At 65.6% G+C, this 18,821-nt stretch carries 17 protein-coding genes; 7 read left to right on the top strand and 10 right to left on the bottom strand.

The annotated features are described in order from the left end of the window. Positions 1-91 precede the first annotated feature (91 nt). The 7 genes from ABE456_RS20570 to gshB form a co-directional block, all read right to left on the bottom strand. A complete protein-coding gene (locus ABE456_RS20570) occupies positions 92-1,363 on the bottom strand; it encodes a dihydroorotase (protein ID WP_346645558.1) in 1,272 nt (423 codons plus the stop codon). Further along, positions 1,360-2,364, bottom strand: coding sequence for an aspartate carbamoyltransferase catalytic subunit (locus ABE456_RS20565; protein WP_003257774.1), 1,005 nt, complete (start codon positions 2,362-2,364; stop codon positions 1,360-1,362). The genes ABE456_RS20570 and ABE456_RS20565 overlap by 4 nt, the downstream gene beginning before the upstream one ends. A 13-nt stretch (positions 2,365-2,377) precedes the next feature. Then, positions 2,378-2,896, bottom strand: a complete 519-nt coding sequence (pyrR, locus tag ABE456_RS20560) for a bifunctional pyr operon transcriptional regulator/uracil phosphoribosyltransferase PyrR (protein WP_016712418.1) — start codon at positions 2,894-2,896, stop codon at positions 2,378-2,380. Positions 2,897-2,945: 49 nt separating this feature from the next. Then, positions 2,946-3,383 carry a Holliday junction resolvase RuvX gene (gene ruvX / locus ABE456_RS20555; RefSeq protein ID WP_346645557.1) on the bottom strand — a complete coding sequence of 146 codons (438 nt, stop codon included), beginning with the start codon at positions 3,381-3,383 and terminating at the stop codon, positions 2,946-2,948. Beyond that, entirely contained in the window at positions 3,383-3,952 is a 570-nt protein-coding gene (locus tag ABE456_RS20550) for a YqgE/AlgH family protein (RefSeq protein WP_346645556.1), read from the bottom strand. Before ABE456_RS20550 ends, ruvX begins: the two co-directional genes overlap by 1 nt. A 171-nt stretch (positions 3,953-4,123) precedes the next feature. Further along, positions 4,124-5,029, bottom strand: a complete 906-nt coding sequence (locus ABE456_RS20545) for an energy transducer TonB (protein ID WP_346645555.1) — start codon at positions 5,027-5,029, stop codon at positions 4,124-4,126. Positions 5,030-5,120: 91 nt separating this feature from the next. Next, positions 5,121-6,074: a glutathione synthase gene (gshB, locus tag ABE456_RS20540; protein WP_346645554.1), complete on the bottom strand. Its 954-nt coding sequence runs from the start codon at positions 6,072-6,074 to the stop codon at positions 5,121-5,123. 246 nt (positions 6,075-6,320) lie between these two features. Between gshB and ABE456_RS20535 the strand changes: the two genes are divergently transcribed. The 7 genes from ABE456_RS20535 to ABE456_RS20505 all read left to right on the top strand — a co-directional run bounded on the left by ABE456_RS20535 (position 6,321) and on the right by ABE456_RS20505 (position 15,949). Beyond that, a complete protein-coding gene (locus ABE456_RS20535; RefSeq protein ID WP_170033184.1) occupies positions 6,321-6,722 on the top strand; it encodes a response regulator in 402 nt (133 codons plus the stop codon). Positions 6,723-6,769: 47 nt separating this feature from the next. Further along, entirely contained in the window at positions 6,770-7,135 is a 366-nt protein-coding gene (pilH, locus tag ABE456_RS20530; RefSeq protein ID WP_012274551.1) for a twitching motility response regulator PilH, read from the top strand. Continuing rightward, positions 7,132-7,686 (top strand): chemotaxis protein CheW, encoded by a 555-nt coding sequence (locus ABE456_RS20525; protein ID WP_346645553.1) that lies wholly within the window; start codon positions 7,132-7,134, stop codon positions 7,684-7,686. The genes pilH and ABE456_RS20525 overlap by 4 nt, the downstream gene beginning before the upstream one ends. A 41-nt stretch (positions 7,687-7,727) precedes the next feature. Next, on the top strand, positions 7,728-9,752 hold the full coding sequence (locus tag ABE456_RS20520) for a methyl-accepting chemotaxis protein (RefSeq protein ID WP_346645559.1): 2,025 nt from the start codon (positions 7,728-7,730) through the stop codon (positions 9,750-9,752). 22 nt (positions 9,753-9,774) lie between these two features. Then, on the top strand, positions 9,775-14,724 hold the full coding sequence (locus ABE456_RS20515) for an Hpt domain-containing protein (protein WP_346645552.1): 4,950 nt from the start codon (positions 9,775-9,777) through the stop codon (positions 14,722-14,724). Beyond that, positions 14,717-15,190, top strand: a complete 474-nt coding sequence (locus ABE456_RS20510; RefSeq protein WP_346645551.1) for a chemotaxis protein CheW — start codon at positions 14,717-14,719, stop codon at positions 15,188-15,190. The genes ABE456_RS20515 and ABE456_RS20510 overlap by 8 nt, the downstream gene beginning before the upstream one ends. Before the next feature lie 141 nt (positions 15,191-15,331). Continuing rightward, on the top strand, positions 15,332-15,949 hold the full coding sequence (locus ABE456_RS20505; RefSeq protein ID WP_346645550.1) for a hemolysin III family protein: 618 nt from the start codon (positions 15,332-15,334) through the stop codon (positions 15,947-15,949). On the opposite strand, the gene ABE456_RS20500 is transcribed toward ABE456_RS20505, so the two are convergent. The 3 genes from ABE456_RS20500 to ABE456_RS20490 all read right to left on the bottom strand — a co-directional run bounded on the left by ABE456_RS20500 (position 15,950) and on the right by ABE456_RS20490 (position 18,776). Then, positions 15,950-16,669 (bottom strand): 16S rRNA (uracil(1498)-N(3))-methyltransferase, encoded by a 720-nt coding sequence (locus tag ABE456_RS20500; protein WP_346645549.1) that lies wholly within the window; start codon positions 16,667-16,669, stop codon positions 15,950-15,952. Between the two features lie 129 nt (positions 16,670-16,798). Next, the gene (locus ABE456_RS20495) at positions 16,799-18,205 is read right to left on the bottom strand and encodes an adenosylmethionine--8-amino-7-oxononanoate transaminase (RefSeq protein WP_346645548.1); all 1,407 of its coding nucleotides are present in this window, start codon (positions 18,203-18,205) and stop codon (positions 16,799-16,801) included. A gap of 79 nt (positions 18,206-18,284) precedes the next feature. Continuing rightward, positions 18,285-18,776 carry a hypothetical protein gene (locus ABE456_RS20490; RefSeq protein ID WP_346645547.1) on the bottom strand — a complete coding sequence of 164 codons (492 nt, stop codon included), beginning with the start codon at positions 18,774-18,776 and terminating at the stop codon, positions 18,285-18,287. Positions 18,777-18,821 lie beyond the last annotated feature (45 nt).

Here is an 18,821-nt window from a genome sequence, read left to right as displayed (position 1 = left end):
GCACTTCATGCATGATGCAGAAATCCTGGGGCCGCTGCGCGGCCCGATCGCGGCACAAGGCCGCTCCTACACAAAGCAGGTGTGCGTTTTGTCAGGCCTCGTGGCAGACGTGCCCATCGACCAAGGTATAACGCACCGCGCTCGGCAGGCAGTGGCCGATGAACGGGCAGTTCTCGCCACGGGAGAACCACTGCTCGCCGGCAACGGTCGAGGCTTGCGGGTCGAACAGCACCAGGTCGGCCGCGCCACCCACCTTCAGTTCGCCGGCCGGCAGGCGCAGGGCCGCTGCCGGGCCGCTGCTCAGGCGGGCCAGCAGGGTTGGCAGGTCGAGCAGGCCATCCTGCACCAGGGTCATGGCCAGCGGCAGCAGCAATTCGACGCTGCTGATACCCGGCTCGGTAGCACCAAACGGGGCCAGCTTGGCGTCGCGCTCGTGCGGCTGGTGGTGGCTGGAAATCGCCTGGATCACCCCCGACTTCACTGCCTCGCGCAGGCCGTCACGGTCGGCGGCGGTGCGTAGCGGCGGTTGCACATGGTACAGGCTGGAGAACTCACGCAGCGACTCGTCGGTGAGAATCAGCTGGTACAGCGCCACATCGGCGGTCACTGGCAGGCCGAGTTGCTGGGCCTGGGCGATCAGCCGCGCGCCACGGGCACTGGTGATCTGGCTGAAGTGCGCACGCACGCCGGACTGTTCCACCAGCAGCAGGTTGCGCGCCAGGGCTACGGTCTCGGCGCTTTCCGGGATGCCCGGCAGGCCGAGGAAGCTGGCCATGGCACCTTCATGGGCCAGGCCGCCTTGGGCCAGGTCACGGTCATGGGAATGAAACACCACGGTCAGGTCGAAGGTGGCAGCGTATTCCAGGGCGCGGGCCAGGGTACGGTTGTTGGGGATTTCCTTCAGGCCGTTGCCGAACGCCACGCAACCGGTGTCACGCAGGGCCACCAGTTCAGCCAGCTGTTCGCCTTCCAGGCCCTTGGTCAGGGCACCGATCGGGTAGACCTTGCTGTTGGCGGCTTCGCGGGCGCGGTCGAGGATCAGTTCGGCTACTGCCGAGGTATCCAGCACCGGCTTGGTCTGCGGCGGGCAGCACAGGCTGGTTACGCCACCGGCCACGGCGGCGCGGGTTTCGCTGGCAATATTGCCTTTGCGGCTGTAGCCCGGCTCGCGCAGGGACACGCCAAGGTCAACCAGGCCAGGCGCGGCAACCAGGCCTTCAGCCTGGATCGTGCGGCTGGCACTGAAACCGGCCGGGGCGGCGCCGATGGCGGCAATGCGGCCACCGTCCAGGTGCAGGTCGGTGACCTGGTCCAGGCCGGTGTTGGGGTCGATGACCCGGGCGCCAAGAATACTGATGGTCACTGGGCGTTCTCCTGGTCGAATTGACGTTGCGCGTTCTGCCCGCTCATGGCCATGGACAGCACGGCCATGCGCACGGCGATGCCGTAGGTGACCTGGTTGAGGATCACCGAGTGCTTGCCATCGGCCACTGCCGACTCGATTTCCACGCCACGGTTGATCGGGCCCGGGTGCATGACGATGGCGTCGGGCTTGGCCCCGGCCAGGCGTGCGGTGGTCAGGCCGAACAGGCGGTAGAACTCGCCTTCGCTGGGCAGCAGGCCACCGGCCATGCGCTCACGCTGCAGGCGGAGCATGATCACCACGTCGACGTCTTTCAGGCCTTCGGCAAGGTCGGTGTAGACCTTCACACCGTACTGCTCGATACCAATCGGGATCAGGGTTTTCGGGCCGATCACGCGGATGTCCGGGCAACCCAGCGCTTTCAGCGCCAGCATGTCGGAGCGGGCCACGCGCGAGTGCAGGATGTCGCCGACGATGGCCACCGACAGGTTCTCGAAGCTGCCCTTGTGGCGGCGGATGGTGAGCATGTCGAGCATGCCCTGGGTCGGGTGCGCATGGCGGCCATCACCGCCGTTGATCACGGCAACTTCCGGGCAAACGTGCTCGGCGATGAAGTGCGCTGCGCCCGAGTCGGAGTGGCGGACGACGAACATGTCGGCGGCCATGGCCTCAAGGTTGCGCAGGGTGTCGAACAGCGTTTCGCCTTTGCTGGTCGACGAGGTCGACACGTTCAGGCTGATCACGTCGGCCGACAGGCGCTGGGCCGCCAGTTCGAAGGTGGTACGGGTACGGGTCGAGTTCTCGAAGAACACGTTGCACACGGTTTTGCCGCGCAGCAACGGGACTTTCTTCACGGCCCGGGCACCGACTTCCAGGAAGGAGTCGGCAGTGTCGAGGATCTCGGTGAGCAGTTCGCGGGGCAAACCGTCGAGCGAGAGGAAGTGGCGCAGCTGGCCCTGATCATTGAGCTGCAGCGGGCGCTTGGCGTCGATTGGCGTCATCGCGAGGGGACTCTTAAAGGGCGGAAGCGGAGGCGAGGTCCTGGCGCTCGAGGGCGAGCGGTGCGGGTCCGGTCAATTTTACCCGTTCATGGGCAGCCAGCGACAGGGTGGCGCCGAGCACATTCGGGCGGATTGGCAGTTCGCCGGCATCCAGGTCCAGCAGGCAGACCAGGGTGACGCTGGCCGGGCGGCCATAATCGAACAGTTCGTTGAGCGCGGCGCGGACGGTGCGGCCACTCATCAGCACGTCATCCACCAGCACCAGGTGCTGGCCCTCGACTTCAAACGGCAGCTCGGACGGGCGCACTTGCGGGTGCAGGCCGTTCTGGCTGAAGTCGTCGCGGTAGAACGAAACGTCCAGGGTGCCCATGGGGCTGGTGTCGCCCATGGCTTCCTGCAGGGCCTGGGCAACCCAGACACCGCCGGTGCGGATACCGATGTAGCGCGGCTCGCTGATGTTACGCCGGGCCAGGTGGGCGCGAAGGTCGACAGCCATCTGCCGGATCAGCTCGGCGGGATTGGGTAGGCTCATTGCGGGCTCCTCGGAAGGGTGCGCCGGACGGGGCCGGCGGCAAAGATGATCAGGTATTGGCCTCCAGCCAACCTTGCAGCAACAAGGCGGCGGCGATGGCATCGACCGGGTTGTCGCGGTAGCTGCCGCGCTGGCCGCCACGGGCCATGCGCTCGCCTTTGGCCTCGAAAGTGGTCAGGCGCTCATCGTGGGTGTGCACGGGCAGGTTGAAGCGGCCGTTCAGGCGGCGGGCGAACTTTTCGGCGCGGGCGCTCATTTCGCTGGGTGTGCCGTCCATGTTCAGCGGCAGGCCGACGACGATGGCATCGGGCTTCCATTCGGCAATCAGTTTTTCTACCTGGGCCCAGTCCGGCACACCGTTCTGCGCCTTCAGGGTGCACAGTTCGCGGGCCTGGCCGGTGATTACCTGGCCGACGGCCACGCCGATCTGTTTGCTGCCGTAGTCGAAACCCAGCAGTAGGCGTAGCTCGGGGTGTAGTTCCGACATCAGGCGTGGCCCGCCTGGCTGGTCAGCAGGTGCAGGTTGATCCCTAGGCTGGCAGCGGCGGCCTCCAGGCGCAGGTCGCTGGCCTTGCCGAAGATGATGTCCGGGTCGAACGGGCAGTTGAGCCAGGCGTTGTCGGCCAGCTCCTCTTCCAACTGGCCCGCTTCCCAGCCGGCGTAGCCCAAGGTGATCAGGCTCTGTTTAGGGCCGACTCCGGCGGCGATGGCCAGCAGAATATCCTGCGATGTGGTCAGCGACAGCCCTTCCAGTGACACGGTGGCCTGGAAGCTGCACTCGCTGCTGTGCAGCACGAAGCCGCGGTCGGTCTGCACCGGGCCCCCCTGGTAGATCGGCACCTGCAAGGTGCTGGCCGGCGGTGTTTCGTCCGGGCGCAGCTGCTCGAGGATGTCGGCCAGGCTCAGCTCCTGCGGCCGGTTCACCACCAGGCCCATGGCGCCATGGGCGTTGTGCTCGACGATGTACGTGAGGGTCTGGGCGAAGTTCGGATCAGCCATGTGCGGCATGGCGATCAGGAACTGATGCTTGAGGTAGCTCGGCGTGAGGGTTTTCATGGGGGATAGTGTGGCGCCAGGTGGCGAGGCTGACAAGGTGCGCAACGAGGCTTGCGCGATCACTGTGGGAGCGGGTTTACCCGCGAAGGCGTCCGACCAGGCGACATCATTGCCTGATCTGGCGCATTCGCGGCTAAAGCCGCTCCCACAGGGGGATGTGCAGGCCTTGGATCAGTTACTGGACAAACGGTCCCCGCGGGCAAAGCGCCAGGTGCGGATGATCTCCAGCCGGTCAAACTCGGCCAGGTCCCCGGTGAACGGCGCAAACGGCGCCGCCAGGCGCACGATGCGCTGCGCCGCCTGGTCCAGCACCGGCTGCCCGGACGATTCCAGCACCAGCACTTCATACAGCGAGCCATCGCGGTTGATCGACACCATCATGCGCAAGTTGCCGTAAATCTGCTGCCGGCGCGCTTCGTCGGGGTAGTTGAGGTTGCCCACCCGTTCCACTTTCTTGCGCCACTCTTCCTTGTACCAGGCGCCCTTGTCGCGCATGGTCGAGGCGGCGTTCAGACGGTGGATACGCGGGCGCTTGGCGTACATTTGCTGTTCGTTGGACAGCTCTGCTTCCAGGCTGGCGATCTGGCTGGACAACTGCGAGCTGTCGAAGTCCGGTGCCGGTGCCGCTGGCTTGGGCTGCGCCTTGCTTTCCTTGGGCTTGGGCTCGACCTTCTGCGCCTTCGGTGCGGTGGTCACTACCGCAGACTTCTGCGGGGTAGGCGATGGCACCACCTCGGGCTTGGCCGCAGGCGGTGGAGTGATCTTGTTGATCTTGCTGTCCTGGAACGGCGCCAGTTCGGTGGTCTTGGGCACCGCTTTCTTGTCCAGGGTGCCGCTGCCCTGCTGGTTGTCCTGGGCCTGGAAATCAGCCTTCTCCGGCGGCTTTTCGCTCTTGAAGGTGGCCAGCGTGATGTCCATCGTGTGGCGAATTTCGGCAGGTTTGACCACGCTGAAACCGACGCCAAGGATCAGCGCCAGGTGCACCAGGGCAGCCAGGAACAGGGTGAAACCAAGCCGATCTACCGGGCGAACACGGGGAGGCAGCAGATCGGCGGGGATGTCAGCGGGCAGCGTCATCAGGTATCCAGCAACCGCAAGGCGGGGCAGCGGGTCAGGTAATAAGGACCCGCATCATACCCCACTCTGGGATTGCGCCGCGCGTCGGCGGTCAGCGCGCCTTCAGCTGGCGATCAATGGCGTCCATCAGCTTGCCACCGATATCGGTGTTGTAGGCCGCATCGATTTCGCGGATGCAGGTGGGGCTGGTGACGTTGATTTCGGTGAGGTAGTTGCCGATCACGTCCAGGCCAACGAACAGCAAGCCCTTTTCGCGCAGGGTCGGGCCGACCTGGGCGGCGATCCAGCGGTCGCGGTCGGTCAGCGGGCGCGCCTCGCCACGGCCGCCGGCTGCCAGGTTGCCGCGGGTTTCACCGCTGGCCGGGATGCGCGCCAGGCAGTAGTCGACCGGCTCGCCATCGATCATCAGGATGCGCTTGTCGCCGTCGACGATCTGCGGCAGGTATTCCTGCGCCATGATCTGCTGGGTGCCGTGCTGGGTCAGGGTTTCCAGGATCACCGACAGGTTGGGGTCGTCCTTGCGGTGGCGGAACACCGAGGCGCCGCCCATGCCGTCCAGCGGCTTGAGGATCACGTCACCCCGGCAGTTGGCGAACTCGCGCAGGATGTCGACACGGCGGCTGACCAACGTCGGCGCCATGCACTGCGGGAACTGGGTGGCGAACAGCTTTTCGTTGCAGTCGCGCAGGCTCTGCGGGCGGTTGACCACCAGCACGCCTTCGCGCTCGGCCTGCTCCAGCAGGTAGGTGCTATAGACGAACTCCATGTCGAACGGCGGGTCCTTGCGCATCAGCACCACGTCCAGCTCGGCCAGCGCGCTGTCCTGTTCCTCGCCCAGCTCGAACCAGCGGGCCGGGTCGGCGAACACTTTCAGCGGGCGCATCTGCGCCCGGGCCTGGCCGGCACCCAGGTACAGGTCGCGCTGTTCCATGTAGAACAGGCTCCAGCCACGTGCCTGGGCGGCCAGTAGCATGGCCAGCGAGCTGTCCTTCTTGTAGGAGATGGACGCGATGGGGTCCATGACAATGCCGAGGCGAACGCTCATGGGGTGGTTCCTCTTGGCGGCGCGTGGCCGCGATGGATCGAAAGAAAAGTGGCTCAGGGTGGCGCTGTGAACGCCGCTGGTCAAGGGGCGGCGCAGATGGAACGGCCACCCGGAGTGTGCTAAAAATGCCAGTCACAAGGCTGCACAACAGGCCCTGAGGGGCGCGCGATCTTTGTGGGAGCGGCCTTGTGTCGCGAAAGGGGCGCGCAGCGGCCCCCGGAATTTCGGCAAATGGTAGCCCAACAGATGGAACAACCCCTGAAGGTGATGGTGATCGACGATTCGCGCACGATCCGCCGCACCGCGCAGATGTTGCTCGGTGAAGCGGGCTGCGAGGTGATCACCGCCAGCGATGGCTTCGATGCCCTGGCCAAGATCGTCGACCACCAGCCCAGCATCATCTTCGTCGATGTGCTGATGCCGCGCCTGGATGGCTACCAGACCTGCGCCGTGATCAAGCACAACAGTGCCTTCAAGGACACCCCGGTGATTCTGCTGTCGTCGCGCGATGGCCTGTTCGACAAGGCCCGTGGCCGGGTGGTCGGCTCTGATCAGTTTCTGACCAAACCGTTCAGCAAGGAAGAACTGCTCGACGCGATCCGTGCCCATGTGCCCGGTTTTGCCGCAACCCAACAACACGCACCCTGACCGCGCCCCGCCATGGCGCGGTCTTTCTTTCCTGATGGGGAAACAGCATGGCCCGAGTTCTGATTGTCGACGACTCGCCGACAGAGATGTACCGATTGACCGAATGGCTGGAAAAGCACGGCTACCAAGTGCTCAAGGCCAGCAACGGTGCCGATGGCGTGGCCCTGGCCCGGCAGGACAAGCCCGATGCGGTGCTGATGGACATCGTCATGCCCGGCATGAACGGCTTCCAGGCCACCCGCCAGCTCAGCAAAGACCCGGAAACCAGTGCCATTCCGGTGATCGTGGTGACCACCAAGGACCAGGAAACCGACCGCATCTGGGCCACACGCCAGGGCGCCCGTGACTTCCTGACCAAGCCGGTGGAAGAAGACGCGCTGATCGCCAAGCTCAAAGAAGTGCTGGGGGCTTGACCACCCGCCCGCAGGGTGCGTCGCTGACCGCCTTCGAGTTGTTGCTGGACATTGACCGGCGCTGCCGCCTGCTGGTCGCCGACCAGCCGCCGCAGGACAACCGCCTGCAACAGTGGAGCGGCATCGGTTTTCGCATTGCCGGGCAGTGGTTCGTCGCGCCCATGGGCGAGGTGGCCGAGGTGCTGCGCGAACCGCGCAGCAGCCGCGTTCCCGGTGTACAACCGTGGGTATGCGGGGTGGCCAACCTGCGTGGCCGGCTGTTGCCGGTAATGGACCTGAGCAGCTTCTTCGGCCTTGGCCAAGCCGCCCCAGGCAAGCAGCGGCGGGTGCTGGTGCTGGACCATGACGACTTGTTCGTTGGCCTGCTGGTGGACGAGGTGCTTGGCTTGCAACACTTTGCCCTGGACAGCCTGCAGTTGTCGCCGCCCCAGCCACTGATCCGCGCTGCTGCAGCCTTTGTGCAGGGGCATTTTCCGCGTGAACGCAACTGGGCGATCTTCAGCCCCTTCGCCCTGGCCCAGGCGCCGGGCTTTCTCGATGTGGCGTTATAGGACCTGCGAACGTGAACAAGCCTGCCGCCCCCGTCACCACCGTGACCCCACGTACCCGCAGCATCGCGCAGATCACTGTACTGTTTCTGGTCCTGATCCTGTCGATCATCCTGCTGTTCGCCAACTTTGCCTACCTGAACACCCAGTCCAACTACGACAAGCAGTACATCGGCCATGCTGGCGAACTGCGCGTGCTGTCGCAGCGCATCGCCAAGAACGCCACCGAGGCGGCCACCGGCAAGGCCCTGGCGTTCAAGCTGCTGTCGGATGCGCGCAATGACTTCGAACGCCGCTGGGGCTATCTGCGCCAGGGTGACAAGTCCACCGGCCTGCCGCCCGCGCCGCCCTCGGTGCGTGACGAGATGGAAGCGGTACGCCGCGACTGGGAAAACCTGCTCAAGAACACCGACACCATCCTGGCCAGCGAGCAGACCGTGCTGTCGCTGCACCAGGTGGCGGCGACCCTGGCCGAGACCGTGCCGCAGTTGCAGGTGGAATATGAAAAAGTCGTCGAGATCCTGCTGCAGAGCGGGGCACCGGCCAACCAGGTGGCGGTGGCCCAGCGCCAGCTGCTGCTGGCCGAGCGCATCCTCGGCTCGGTCAACACCGTGCTGGCCGGTGACGACGCCGCTGCCCAGGCGGCCGACGCCTTTGGCCGCGATGCCGGGCGCTTTGGCCAGGTGCTGGAGGGAATGCTCAGTGGCAACGCGACGATCCAGGTGACCCGCGTCGAGGACGCCGACGCCCGCGCACGGCTGGCCGAAATTGCTGAGCTGTTCCAGTTCGTTGCCGGCTCGGTGGACGAGATCCTCGAAACATCGCCCGAGCTGTTCCGTGTGCGCGAGGCTGCGGGCAACATCTTCAGCCTGTCGCAAACCTTGCTCGACGAGGCTTCGCACCTGGCCAACGGTTTTGAGAACCTGGCCGGCGGGCGCACCCTCGACACTGTCGGTGGCTACGCCTTGGGCCTGCTGGCGCTGGCCTCGATCATCCTCATCGGCCTGGTCATGGTCCGCACCACCAACCGCCAACTGCGCGAAACAGCGGAGAAGAATGAGCGCAACCAGCAGGCGATCATGCGCCTGCTCGATGAAATCGAAGAGCTGGCCGACGGCGACCTGACCGTGACCGTGTCGGTGACCGAAGATTTCACGGGTGCCATTGCCGACTCGATCAACTATTCCGTGGACCAATTGCGCGACCTGGTCGCCACCATCAACCACAGCGCGGTGCAGGTTGCCGCCGCCGTGCAGGATACGCAGAACACCGCACGCCAGCTGGCCAAGGCCTCCGAGCACCAGGCCGAGCAGATCAGCGAGGCTTCCGAGGCGGTTGGCGACATGGTCGAGTCGATCGACCGGGTGTCGGCGCATGCCTACGAGTCGGCCAAGGTGGCCGAGCGTTCGGTGGCCATCGCCAACAAAGGCAACGAGGTGGTGCACAACACCATCAATGGCATGGACAACATTCGCGAGCAGATCCAGGACACCGCCAAGCGGATCAAGCGCCTGGGCGAGTCGTCCCAGGAAATCGGCGACATCGTCAGCCTGATCGACGACATCGCCGACCAGACCAACATCCTCGCCCTCAACGCGGCGATCCAGGCCTCGCTGGCCGGTGAAGCCGGCCGTGGCTTTGCCGTGGTCGCCGACGAGGTGCAGCGCCTGGCCGAACGCTCGTCGTCTGCCACCCGCCAGATCGAGGCGCTGGTGCGCACCATCCAGGCTGATACCAACGAGGCGGTGATCTCCATGGAGCAGACCACCGCCGAAGTGGTGCGCGGTGCGCGCCTGGCCCAGGATGCCGGGGTGGCGCTGGCCGAGATCGAAGGGGTATCGCAGAACCTCGCCGACCTTATCCACAGCATCTCCGACGCCGCGCAGTTGCAAACCTCGTCGGCCGGGCAGATCTCCCACACCATGGCAGTGATCCAGCAGATTACCGCGCAGACCTCCGCCGGCTCCGGCGCCACCGCCGACAGCATCCGCCACCTGGCCCGCATGGCCAGCGAGATGCGCCGTTCGGTGTCCGGGTTCACCCTGCCGTCACCTGCAGAGCCCAAGTGAAGCGCCGCGCTGAGGAGTGCCCATGGCTGTAGCAGCAGTAAGCCCCGAGCGCCACGACACAGTGGCGCTGGCCTGGACCAAGGCCGCCATCCTCGACTGCCTGGGCCAGGCGCGCCAGGCGCTGGAGCGCTTTGCCGGCGAACCGGGCGAGCTGTCGCTGCTGGCCTTCGTGGTCGACAACCTGCACCAGGTGCACGGCTGCCTGCGCATGCTCGAACTGCGTGGCGCCACGCGCCTGGCCGAGGAGCTGGAACTGTTCGCCAAGGCCTTGGCCGACGGCCAGGTCAGCCCCCGCGGAGATTGCCTGGGCGCGTTGTTCCGCGGCCTGGAGCAACTGCCCTCGTACCTGGAGCGCTTGCGCGGTGCCCGTCACGACCTGCCGCTGGTAATGCTGCCGCTACTCAACCAGCTGCGCGCCTGCCGTGGCGAGGAGCCGCTGGCCCAGGCCAGCCTGATCAGTGGTGCCGCGCAGCGCTTTGCCGGCTCCGACGACCTGGCCAACCTCGACCTGTCGCTGGGCAACTGGCGCGAGCAGCTGCAGGCCGGGCCGGGCCGCGATGCCTTGCGCTCGGTAGTGAGCGCGCTGTGCGACGACCTTATGCGCATCAAGGAGCGCCTGGATCAGTTCGTGCGCGGCGACCGCCAGCACACCGAGCAGCTCGATGCCCTGCTGGCGCCGCTGCGCCACGTAGCCGACACCTTGGCCGTGCTGGGCTTCCAGCAACCACGTCGGGTGATCATCGACCAGGTGCTGGCACTGCAGGCCCTGGCCGAGGGCGAGCGGGCAGTGGATGACCCGGTGTTGATGGATGTGGCGGGGGCCCTGCTGTACGTGGAGGCCACGCTCAACGGCATGGTCGGCCCGCTGGAAGAAAACGGCCAGGGCGGCCTGCCGGGTTCGGACCTGGCCGAGATACGCCAACTGGTACTGAACGAGTCGCTGAACGTGCTGCAGCAGGCCAAGGACCTTATCGGCGATTGCCTGGAGTCCGGCTGGCCGCGGCAACGCCTGCAGCCCTTGCCGGGGCTGCTGCAGCAGGTTCGCGGGGCTTTGGCCATGTTGATGCTGCCAGCCGTGGCCGAGCTGTTTGCCGGCTGTGCCAGCTATGTGCAGCGCTGGCTGCAGCACCTGGAGGTGGAACCGCCAGCCGACGAGCTGGCGCACCTGGCCGAGGCCCTGAGCGCCGCCGAATGCTACCTGCAGTGGCGGGTGGCCGACTCGCTGGCGGACGGCCAGCCATTTATCGACATGGCGCGTGCCAGCCTGGCGGCCCTTGGTGTGCGCTGTGCCTTGGTCGAGGCCGGTGCAGGCCTGGATGACAGTGGCGATGGCATCGATGACGAACTGCGCGAAGTGTTCCTTGATGAGGCCGGTGAACTGTTACCGGAAATCGAGCGTCACTGGTTGCGCTGGCGTGCCGACAATCAACAGCGCGAAGCGCTAGGGGAGGTGCGTCGCGCGCTGCATACGCTCAAGGGCAGCGGCCGCATGGTGCATGCCGAGGCGGTGGCCGAACTGGCCTGGGGCGCCGAGCACCTGCTGAACCGGGTGCTTGAAGGCCGCAACGTGCTCAGCCCGGAAGGCGTGGTGGCCCTGCAGCAGGTGTTTGTCTATTTGCCCGACCTGCTGGCTGATTTTGCTGCTGGCCAGTTGCCGCAACTGACCGAAATCGAACAGCTGGCTGGGCATCTGCATACCCTGGCCGAAAACGACGCCCCGGCACCTGCCGATATCGATGGCCTCGACCCGCAATTACTGGATATTTTCCGTAGCGAGGCGCAAGGCCACCTGGCCAGTCTCGACGTCTTCCTGCAGGGCGCCGACGGCCATGACACGCCAGTGAGCGATGGCCTGCAGCGCGCCCTGCACACGCTCAAGGGCAGTGCCGCCATGGCAGGGGTGATGCCGGTCGCGGAACTGGCTACCGCGTTCGACCGCCTGGCCCGTGAATACAAGGGCCATCAATTGCCCCTGCAAATGGCCGAAGTCGAATGGCTGGAAGCCGCGCGCTCGCTGTTCCACCTGGGCCTGGCGCAACTCGACAGTACGCCGCTGGCGGCCATCCCCGGCGCCGCAGAGTTGATCGAGCAGGTCGGCCAGGCCGTGGATGGGCGCCTGGCCAGCTTGCATGACGACCCGCAGCACGCGCGGCGCAGCAAGCGCGACCCGCAGCAGATCGCCAGCTTCCTGGCCCAGGCCATGGACATTCTGCTCGATGCCGAGTCGTTGCTGTCGCGCTGGCAGCAGCAGCCCGGTCAGCGTGATGCGTTGGACACCCTGCTCGACCAGCTGACCACCCTGGGCCACGCTGCGCACCTGGCCGACTTATGGCAGATGGATGACCTGTGCGAGGCCTTGCTCGACCTGTACGGAGCCGTGGAGGAGGGCAGCCTGCCCGCCAATGCGCGTTTCTTTGCCTATGCGCAGCGGGCCCATGAAGCGCTGTTGGACATGCTCGACGAGGTGGCGGCCGGGCAGGACATTCCGCCGCGGCCGGAGCTGGTCGACAGCCTGCGCAAGCTGCTGGGCCAGGCATTGGCAGCAGATGCCACCGGCCTGGTGGGCATCGACACGGTAACGCCGCTGCACCCGGACATGGACCTGGCCGATACCCTTGGCCTGGGGCTCCCCGGCAACCCGTCGCTGCCAGATGTGGCTGAAACACTGGTCGAAGAGCCGGAAAGCCCTGGGGAAGAGCTGCTGGAAGTCTTCCTTGAAGAAAGCTCGGACATCGTCGAGAGCGCCGCCGCAGCCTTGGCGCGCTGGCAAGCCGACCCGCGCAGCAGCGTCGAGGTGGACAACCTGATGCGCGACCTGCACACCCTCAAGGGCGTGGCGCGCATGGTCGAGATTGCCCCAATCGGCGACCTGGCCCACGAACTGGAGTTTCTCTACGAGCTGCTGGCCGCTGGCCGTTTGCCGCCGAGTGCGCCACTGTTTGCCCTGCTGCAGAACTGCCACGACCGCCTGGCGCACATGCTCGATGCCGTACGCCTGGGGCAACCGCTGCATGCCGCCACGGCATTGATCGACTATATCCGTAACTTCAGCAGCGCGGCGCTGACCGACAGCGCCGCGGGCCAGGGGCCGGTCGAAACCACCGCTGCCGAAGTACCGGCAGCGGCGCCGGAGCGGGCGCCGGGCGACATGGTCAAGGTCGATGCCGAGTTGCTCGATGACCTGGGCAACCTGGCCGGCGAGCACTCGATCATCCGTGGGCGCATCGAGCAGCAAGTCAACGATGCGCAATTCACCCTCAACGAGATGGAAACCACCCTGGAGCGCATGCGCGACCAGCTGCTGCGCCTGGACATCGAGACCCAGGGGCGGATTTCCAGCCGCCAGCAGTTCGAAGGCGACGCCTATGACGACTTCGACCCGCTGGAAATGGACCGCCACTCGCAGCTGCAGCAGCTGTCGCGGGCCCTGTTCGAATCCGCCTCGGACCTGCTCGACCTCAAGGAAACCCTGGCCCAGCGTGCCCAGGAGGCCTATAGCCTGCTGCAGCAGCAGGCGCGGGTGAACAGCCAATTGCAGGAAGGCCTGACCGCCACCCTGATGGTACCGTTCGAGCGCCTGGTGCCACGCTTGCAGCGGGTGGTGCGGCAGGTAGCCAGCGAGCTGGGCAAGCAAGTGGAGCTGGTGGTCGGCAACGCTGAAGGCGAGCTGGACCGCAGCGTACTGGAGCGCATGGTGGCGCCGCTGGAGCACATGCTGCGCAACGCCGTCGACCATGGCCTGGAAAGCCGCGAAATGCGCCTGGCCGCCGGTAAGCCGGAGCAGGGCACCATTCACCTGAACTTGCTGCACGAAGGTGCCGACATTGTCATCGAAATGACCGACGACGGTGCCGGCGTACCTTTGGAGGCGGTGCGACGCAAAGCCATCAAGCGCGGCCTGCTGGACCCGCAGGCACACTTGAGCGACCACGAGATCCTGCAGTTCATCCTGCGCCCGGGCTTTTCCACCGCCGAGAAGATCACCCAGATTTCCGGGCGCGGCCTGGGCATGGACGTGGTGCACGAGGAGGTCAAGCAGCTGGGTGGCTCGATGAGTATCGAGTCGGCCCAGGGCAAAGGCGCACGCTTTTTGATCCGGCTGCCGTTCACCGTGTCGATCAACCGTGCGCTGATGGTGCACCTGGGCGAAGAGCAGTACGCCATTCCGCTCAATACCATCGAGGGCATCGTCCGCGTGCCACCGGCAGAGCTTGCGGCGTGCTATCAGCTGGACACGCCGCGCTATGTCTACGCCGGCCACGAATACGAACTGCGTTACCTGGGTGAACTGCTGCAAGGCCTGCCGCGCCCCGCGTTGCTGGGGCAGAGTGTGCCGCTGCCGGTGCTGCTGGTGCACGCCAAGGAGCAATCGTTCGCTATCCAGGCCGACAGCCTGTCGCCCAGCCGCGAGATCGTGGTGAAGAGCCTGGGGCCGCAGTTTGCTGCAGTTGCAGGGCTGTCGGGGGCGACGCTGCTGGGCGATGGCCGGGTGGTGCTGATTCTCGACTTGCTGGGCCAGTTGCGCGGCCAGCAGCGGCGCCTGGCCCGTTTGCCCGGTGGCGGCACCCAGCGCCAGCTGCTCGGCCCGGCGCCGCGCCGGGCGTTGCTGGTGATGGTGGTGGACGACTCGGTAACCGTGCGCAAGGTCACCAGCCGCCTGCTGGAGCGCCACGGCATGAGTGTGCTGACGGCCAAGGACGGGGTCGATGCCATGGCGTTGCTGGAAGACCATCGCCCCGACGTGCTGTTGCTGGACATCGAGATGCCACGCATGGACGGCTTTGAAGTGGCCACACGCATCCGCCGTGACGAGCGGCTGAAAGACCTGCCGATCATCATGATCACCTCGCGCACCGGGCAGAAGCACCGCGCCCGCGCCATGGCCATCGGCGTCAACGAATACCTGGGCAAACCATATCAGGAGTCGCTGCTGTTGCAGAGCATTGCCCACTGGAGCCAGACCCATGCTTGAACTGATTGCCGGCCAGCGCAGCAGCCTGACCGGGTTGTTGCTGCCGTTGGGTGACCGCACCCTGGTATTGCCCAACGTGGCGGTGGCCGAGTTGAGCGGCCAGCGCAACCTGCTGTGCCAGCACGGCGAGCCGGCCTGGCACCTGGGCTGGATCGACTGGCGCCAGCAGCGCCTGCCGCTGATTGGCTTCGAGGCGGCTTGCGGTGGCGAAACGCCTTGCGGTGAGCGGGCACGCGTGGTGGTGCTCAATGCCCTGGGCGATACCGGCCTGCGTTACCTGGCGCTGCTGCTGCAGGACATCCCGCGCTCGTGCAAGCTCGACAGCCAGTTGAACTACGTGGACGTGGCACTGGGCCGGCTGGAGTTGGCGGCGGTGCAAGTGGGCGAGCAGGTGGCGCGGGTGCCGGACCTGGCCGGGTTGGAAAGGCTGGTGCGTGACGCGCAACTGCAACCTGAGCTTGGGTAGGATGTGAGGCACAGGGCCCTTTCGCGGGTAAACCCGCTCCTACACGGGTTACGCGTCTCGTTGTAGGAGCGGGTTTACCCGCGAAAGGGCCGGAACAGACTGGCACAGGAACCCAGCCCAGCTCAGGAGGTCTGTGTTTGCATGTATTACGGTGAACGCTTCAACGCCTGGACCCACCTGGTGGGTGCCGTCCTGGCCTGTATCGGTGCCATCTGGCTGATCGTGGTCGCGGGCCTGCAAGGCGACCCGTGGAAGATCGTCAGTTTCTCCATCTACGGCAGCACCCTGCTGTTGCTGTACAGCATTTCCACCCTGTACCACAGCACCCGCGGGCGGGCGAAGGTGATCATGCGCAAGCTCGATCACCTGTCGATCTACCTGCTGATCGCCGGCAGCTACACGCCGTTCTGCCTGGTCAGCCTGCGTGGCCCCTGGGGCTGGAGCCTGTTCGGCGTGGTCTGGGGGCTGGCGGTGATCGGCATGCTGCAGGAGATCAAGCCGCGCTCCGAGGCGCGGGTCCTGTCGATCATCATCTATGCAGTAATGGGCTGGATCGTGCTGGTCGCGGTCAAGCCGTTGCTGCAATCGCTGGGTGGCGCAGGCTTTGCCTGGTTGGCCGCCGGCGGGGTGTTCTACACCGTGGGCATCATCTTCTTCGCCTTCGACAGCCGCTTCCGCCACTGGCATGGCATCTGGCACCTGTTCGTGATCGCCGGCAGCCTCATGCACTTCGTGGCGGTGTCGTTCTACGTACGTTAGTTAAAAGTCGCCCCACAACTGTTGTGCCACCGACAGCGCCACCACGGGCGCGGTTTCGGTGCGCAGCACGCGTGGCCCGAGGCGTGCTGCGTGGAAGCCGGCGGCCTTGGCTTGCTCGACTTCCGTCTCGCTCAGGCCGCCTTCGGGGCCGATCAGGAAGGCCAGGGTGGCAGGCTTTTCATGGCTGGTAAGTGGCTCGGCTACCGGGTGCAGGACCAGTTTCAGGTCGGCTGTGCTGCTGCTCAGCCATTCAGCCAGGGTCACCGGCGGGTGGATGACGGGCAAGGTCGAGCGGCCGCATTGTTCGCAGGCGCTTATTGCTACCTGGCGCCAGTGGGCCAGGCGCTTGTCGGCACGTTCGTCCTTCAGCCGCACTTCGCAGCGTTCGCTGACGATCGGGGTGATTTCGTTGGCGCCCAGTTCGGTGGCCTTCTGAATCGCCCAGTCCATGCGCTCGCCACGCGACAGGCCTTGGCCGAGGTGGACGTGCAGGGGGGAGTCGGCCTGGCCGGCGAGGGCCTGGTCGAGGCTGACACGTACGGTTTTCTTGCCCACCTCAAGCAACTGGCCGAGGTATTCCTGGCCGCTACCGTCGAACAGCTGCACGGCGTCGCCGGGGGCCATGCGCAGTACGCGGCCGATGTAGTGGGCCTGGGCTTCGGGCAGGTCGTGCTCGCCAAGGCTCAGGGGGGCGTCGATGAAGAAGCGGGACAGTCTCATGGTTCAGCTCGGACGAAAAGGGATCATGTGACCCTGTGGGAGCGGGTTTACCCGCGAATGCGATAGTGGCTTCACCGCCGCATTCGCGGGTGACCCGCTCCCACAGGGTTCGGCAGCGGGCTTTCGGGCCTAGCCCGGGTCGCGGAAGTCGGGGTGGAAGTTGGCTGGCACGGCCACGCTGACGCTATCGCGGGTGGCGATGTCGATGCCTTCGCTGGCCACCTCTGCAAGGAAGTCGATCTGCTCAGGGGTGATCACGTACGGCGGCAGGAAGTACACCACGCTGCCCAGCGGACGCAGGAGGGCACCGCGGGTCAGGGCATGCTCGAACACCTTCAGGCCACGCCGCTCCTGCCAAGGGTAGGCGACCTTGCCGGCCTTGTCCTGGACCATCTCGATGGCCAGCGCCATGCCGGTCTGGCGGATTTCAGCAACGTGGGCATGCTCGGCCAGGTGCGCAGTGGCGCTGGCCATGCGCGTGGCCAGGGCTTTGTTGGCCTCGATCACATTGTCCTGTTCGAAGATGTCCAGGGTCGCCAGTGCCGCCGCGCACGCCAGCGGGTTGCCGGTGTAGCTGTGCGAGTGGAGGAACGCACGCAGGGTCGGGTAGTCGTCGTAGAACGCCAGGTACACCTTGTCGGTGGTCAGGCAGGCGGCCAGCGGCAGGTATCCGCCGGTCAGGGCCTTGGACAGGCACAGGAAGTCCGGGCGGATGCCGGCCTGTTCGCAGGCGAACATCGTGCCGGTACGGCCGAAGCCCACGGCAATCTCGTCGTGGATCAGGTGCACGTCGTAGCGGTCGCAGGCCTCGCGCAGCAGCTTGAGGTATACTGGGTGGTACATGCGCATGCCGCCGGCGCCCTGGATCAGCGGCTCGATGATCACCGCCGAAATGCTTTCATGGTGCTCGGCCAGGGTCTGTTCCATGGCCTGGAACATATTGCGTGAGTGCTCTTCCCAGCTCATGCCCTCGGGGCGCAGGTAGCAGTCGGGGCTGGGCACCTTGAGGGTGTCGAGCAGCAGCGCCTTGTAGGTTTCGGTGAACAGCGGCACATCACCCACCGACATGGCGGCGATGGTTTCACCGTGGTAGCTGTTGGTCAGGGTGACGAAGCGCTTCTTGCCTGGCTTGCCGACGTTCTGCCAGTAGTGGAAGCTCATCTTCAGCGCCACTTCGATGCATGACGAGCCGTTGTCGGCATAGAACACCCGGTCGAGCCCGGTCGGGGTCATGGCCACCAGGCGCTCGGACAGCTCAATCACCGGTTGGTGGCTGAAGCCGGCCAGAATCACGTGCTCCAGTTGGTCGACCTGGTCCTTGATACGCTGGCTGATGCGCGGGTTGGCATGGCCGAACACGTTGACCCACCAGCTGCTCACCGCATCCAGGTAGCGCTTGCCTTCGAAGTCTTCCAGCCACACGCCTTCACCGCGCCTGATCGGGATCAGCGGCAGCTGCTCGTGGTCTTTCATCTGGGTGCAGGGGTGCCACAAGACCTTGAGGTCACGTTGCATCCACTGATCATTGAGGCCCATGGGCACTTCTCCTGGCTTTGCGGCGTGGTTCGACCGCGTAAGCCTAAGCAATGCCGCAGGGCAGGACAACCGCCGCTGTTCAATGGCGGCGGGTGCCGGTCCATTCAAGGCGGCGAATGTGCACGGTGCCGGCCTGCGAGGTGGAGATGGTCAGGCGTCGGAACGGCCCGTCGATCACTTGGTGGTAGGGGTGCGTGGCGATAGGGCCGGGACGCAGGTCGCGGAAACCGCTGCCTTCCAGGGTGAGCCAGTAGAAATTGCGCGGAGGTGGGGCAACCAGGTCGTAGTTATGGTTTTCGGCATCGAACAACATGTGCAGGTCATCACAGAGGAAGTCGCTGACCACGTAGTACTCCAGGCGCAGGCGCTCGACTTCCTGGGCGAAGGCAATTTCCACGTCGCTGTGCTCGCCGATGACCAGCTCGGTGCCGTCCTCACCCTTGAACGCTTCGTGAAAACCGGTCCATGACGTGCTGTTGGAGCGAATGCTCAGGCCGGAGGCCGTGCATAGTGTTTGCTTGTGCCAAAGAAACTGCCGTTCGACATGCTGGAAATGTTCCTCGAAGATCATGCGCGTGCCCTCCTGGCGGGGCTTCTGGCCATCTTCGCCAGCTTC

The organism is Pseudomonas sp. TWI929 (genome assembly GCF_039673335.1).
Taxonomy (GTDB): domain Bacteria; phylum Pseudomonadota; class Gammaproteobacteria; order Pseudomonadales; family Pseudomonadaceae; genus Aquipseudomonas.
The sequence above is the reverse complement of the archived record's forward strand: the minus strand, read 5'-3'. Positions and strand labels throughout refer to the sequence as shown.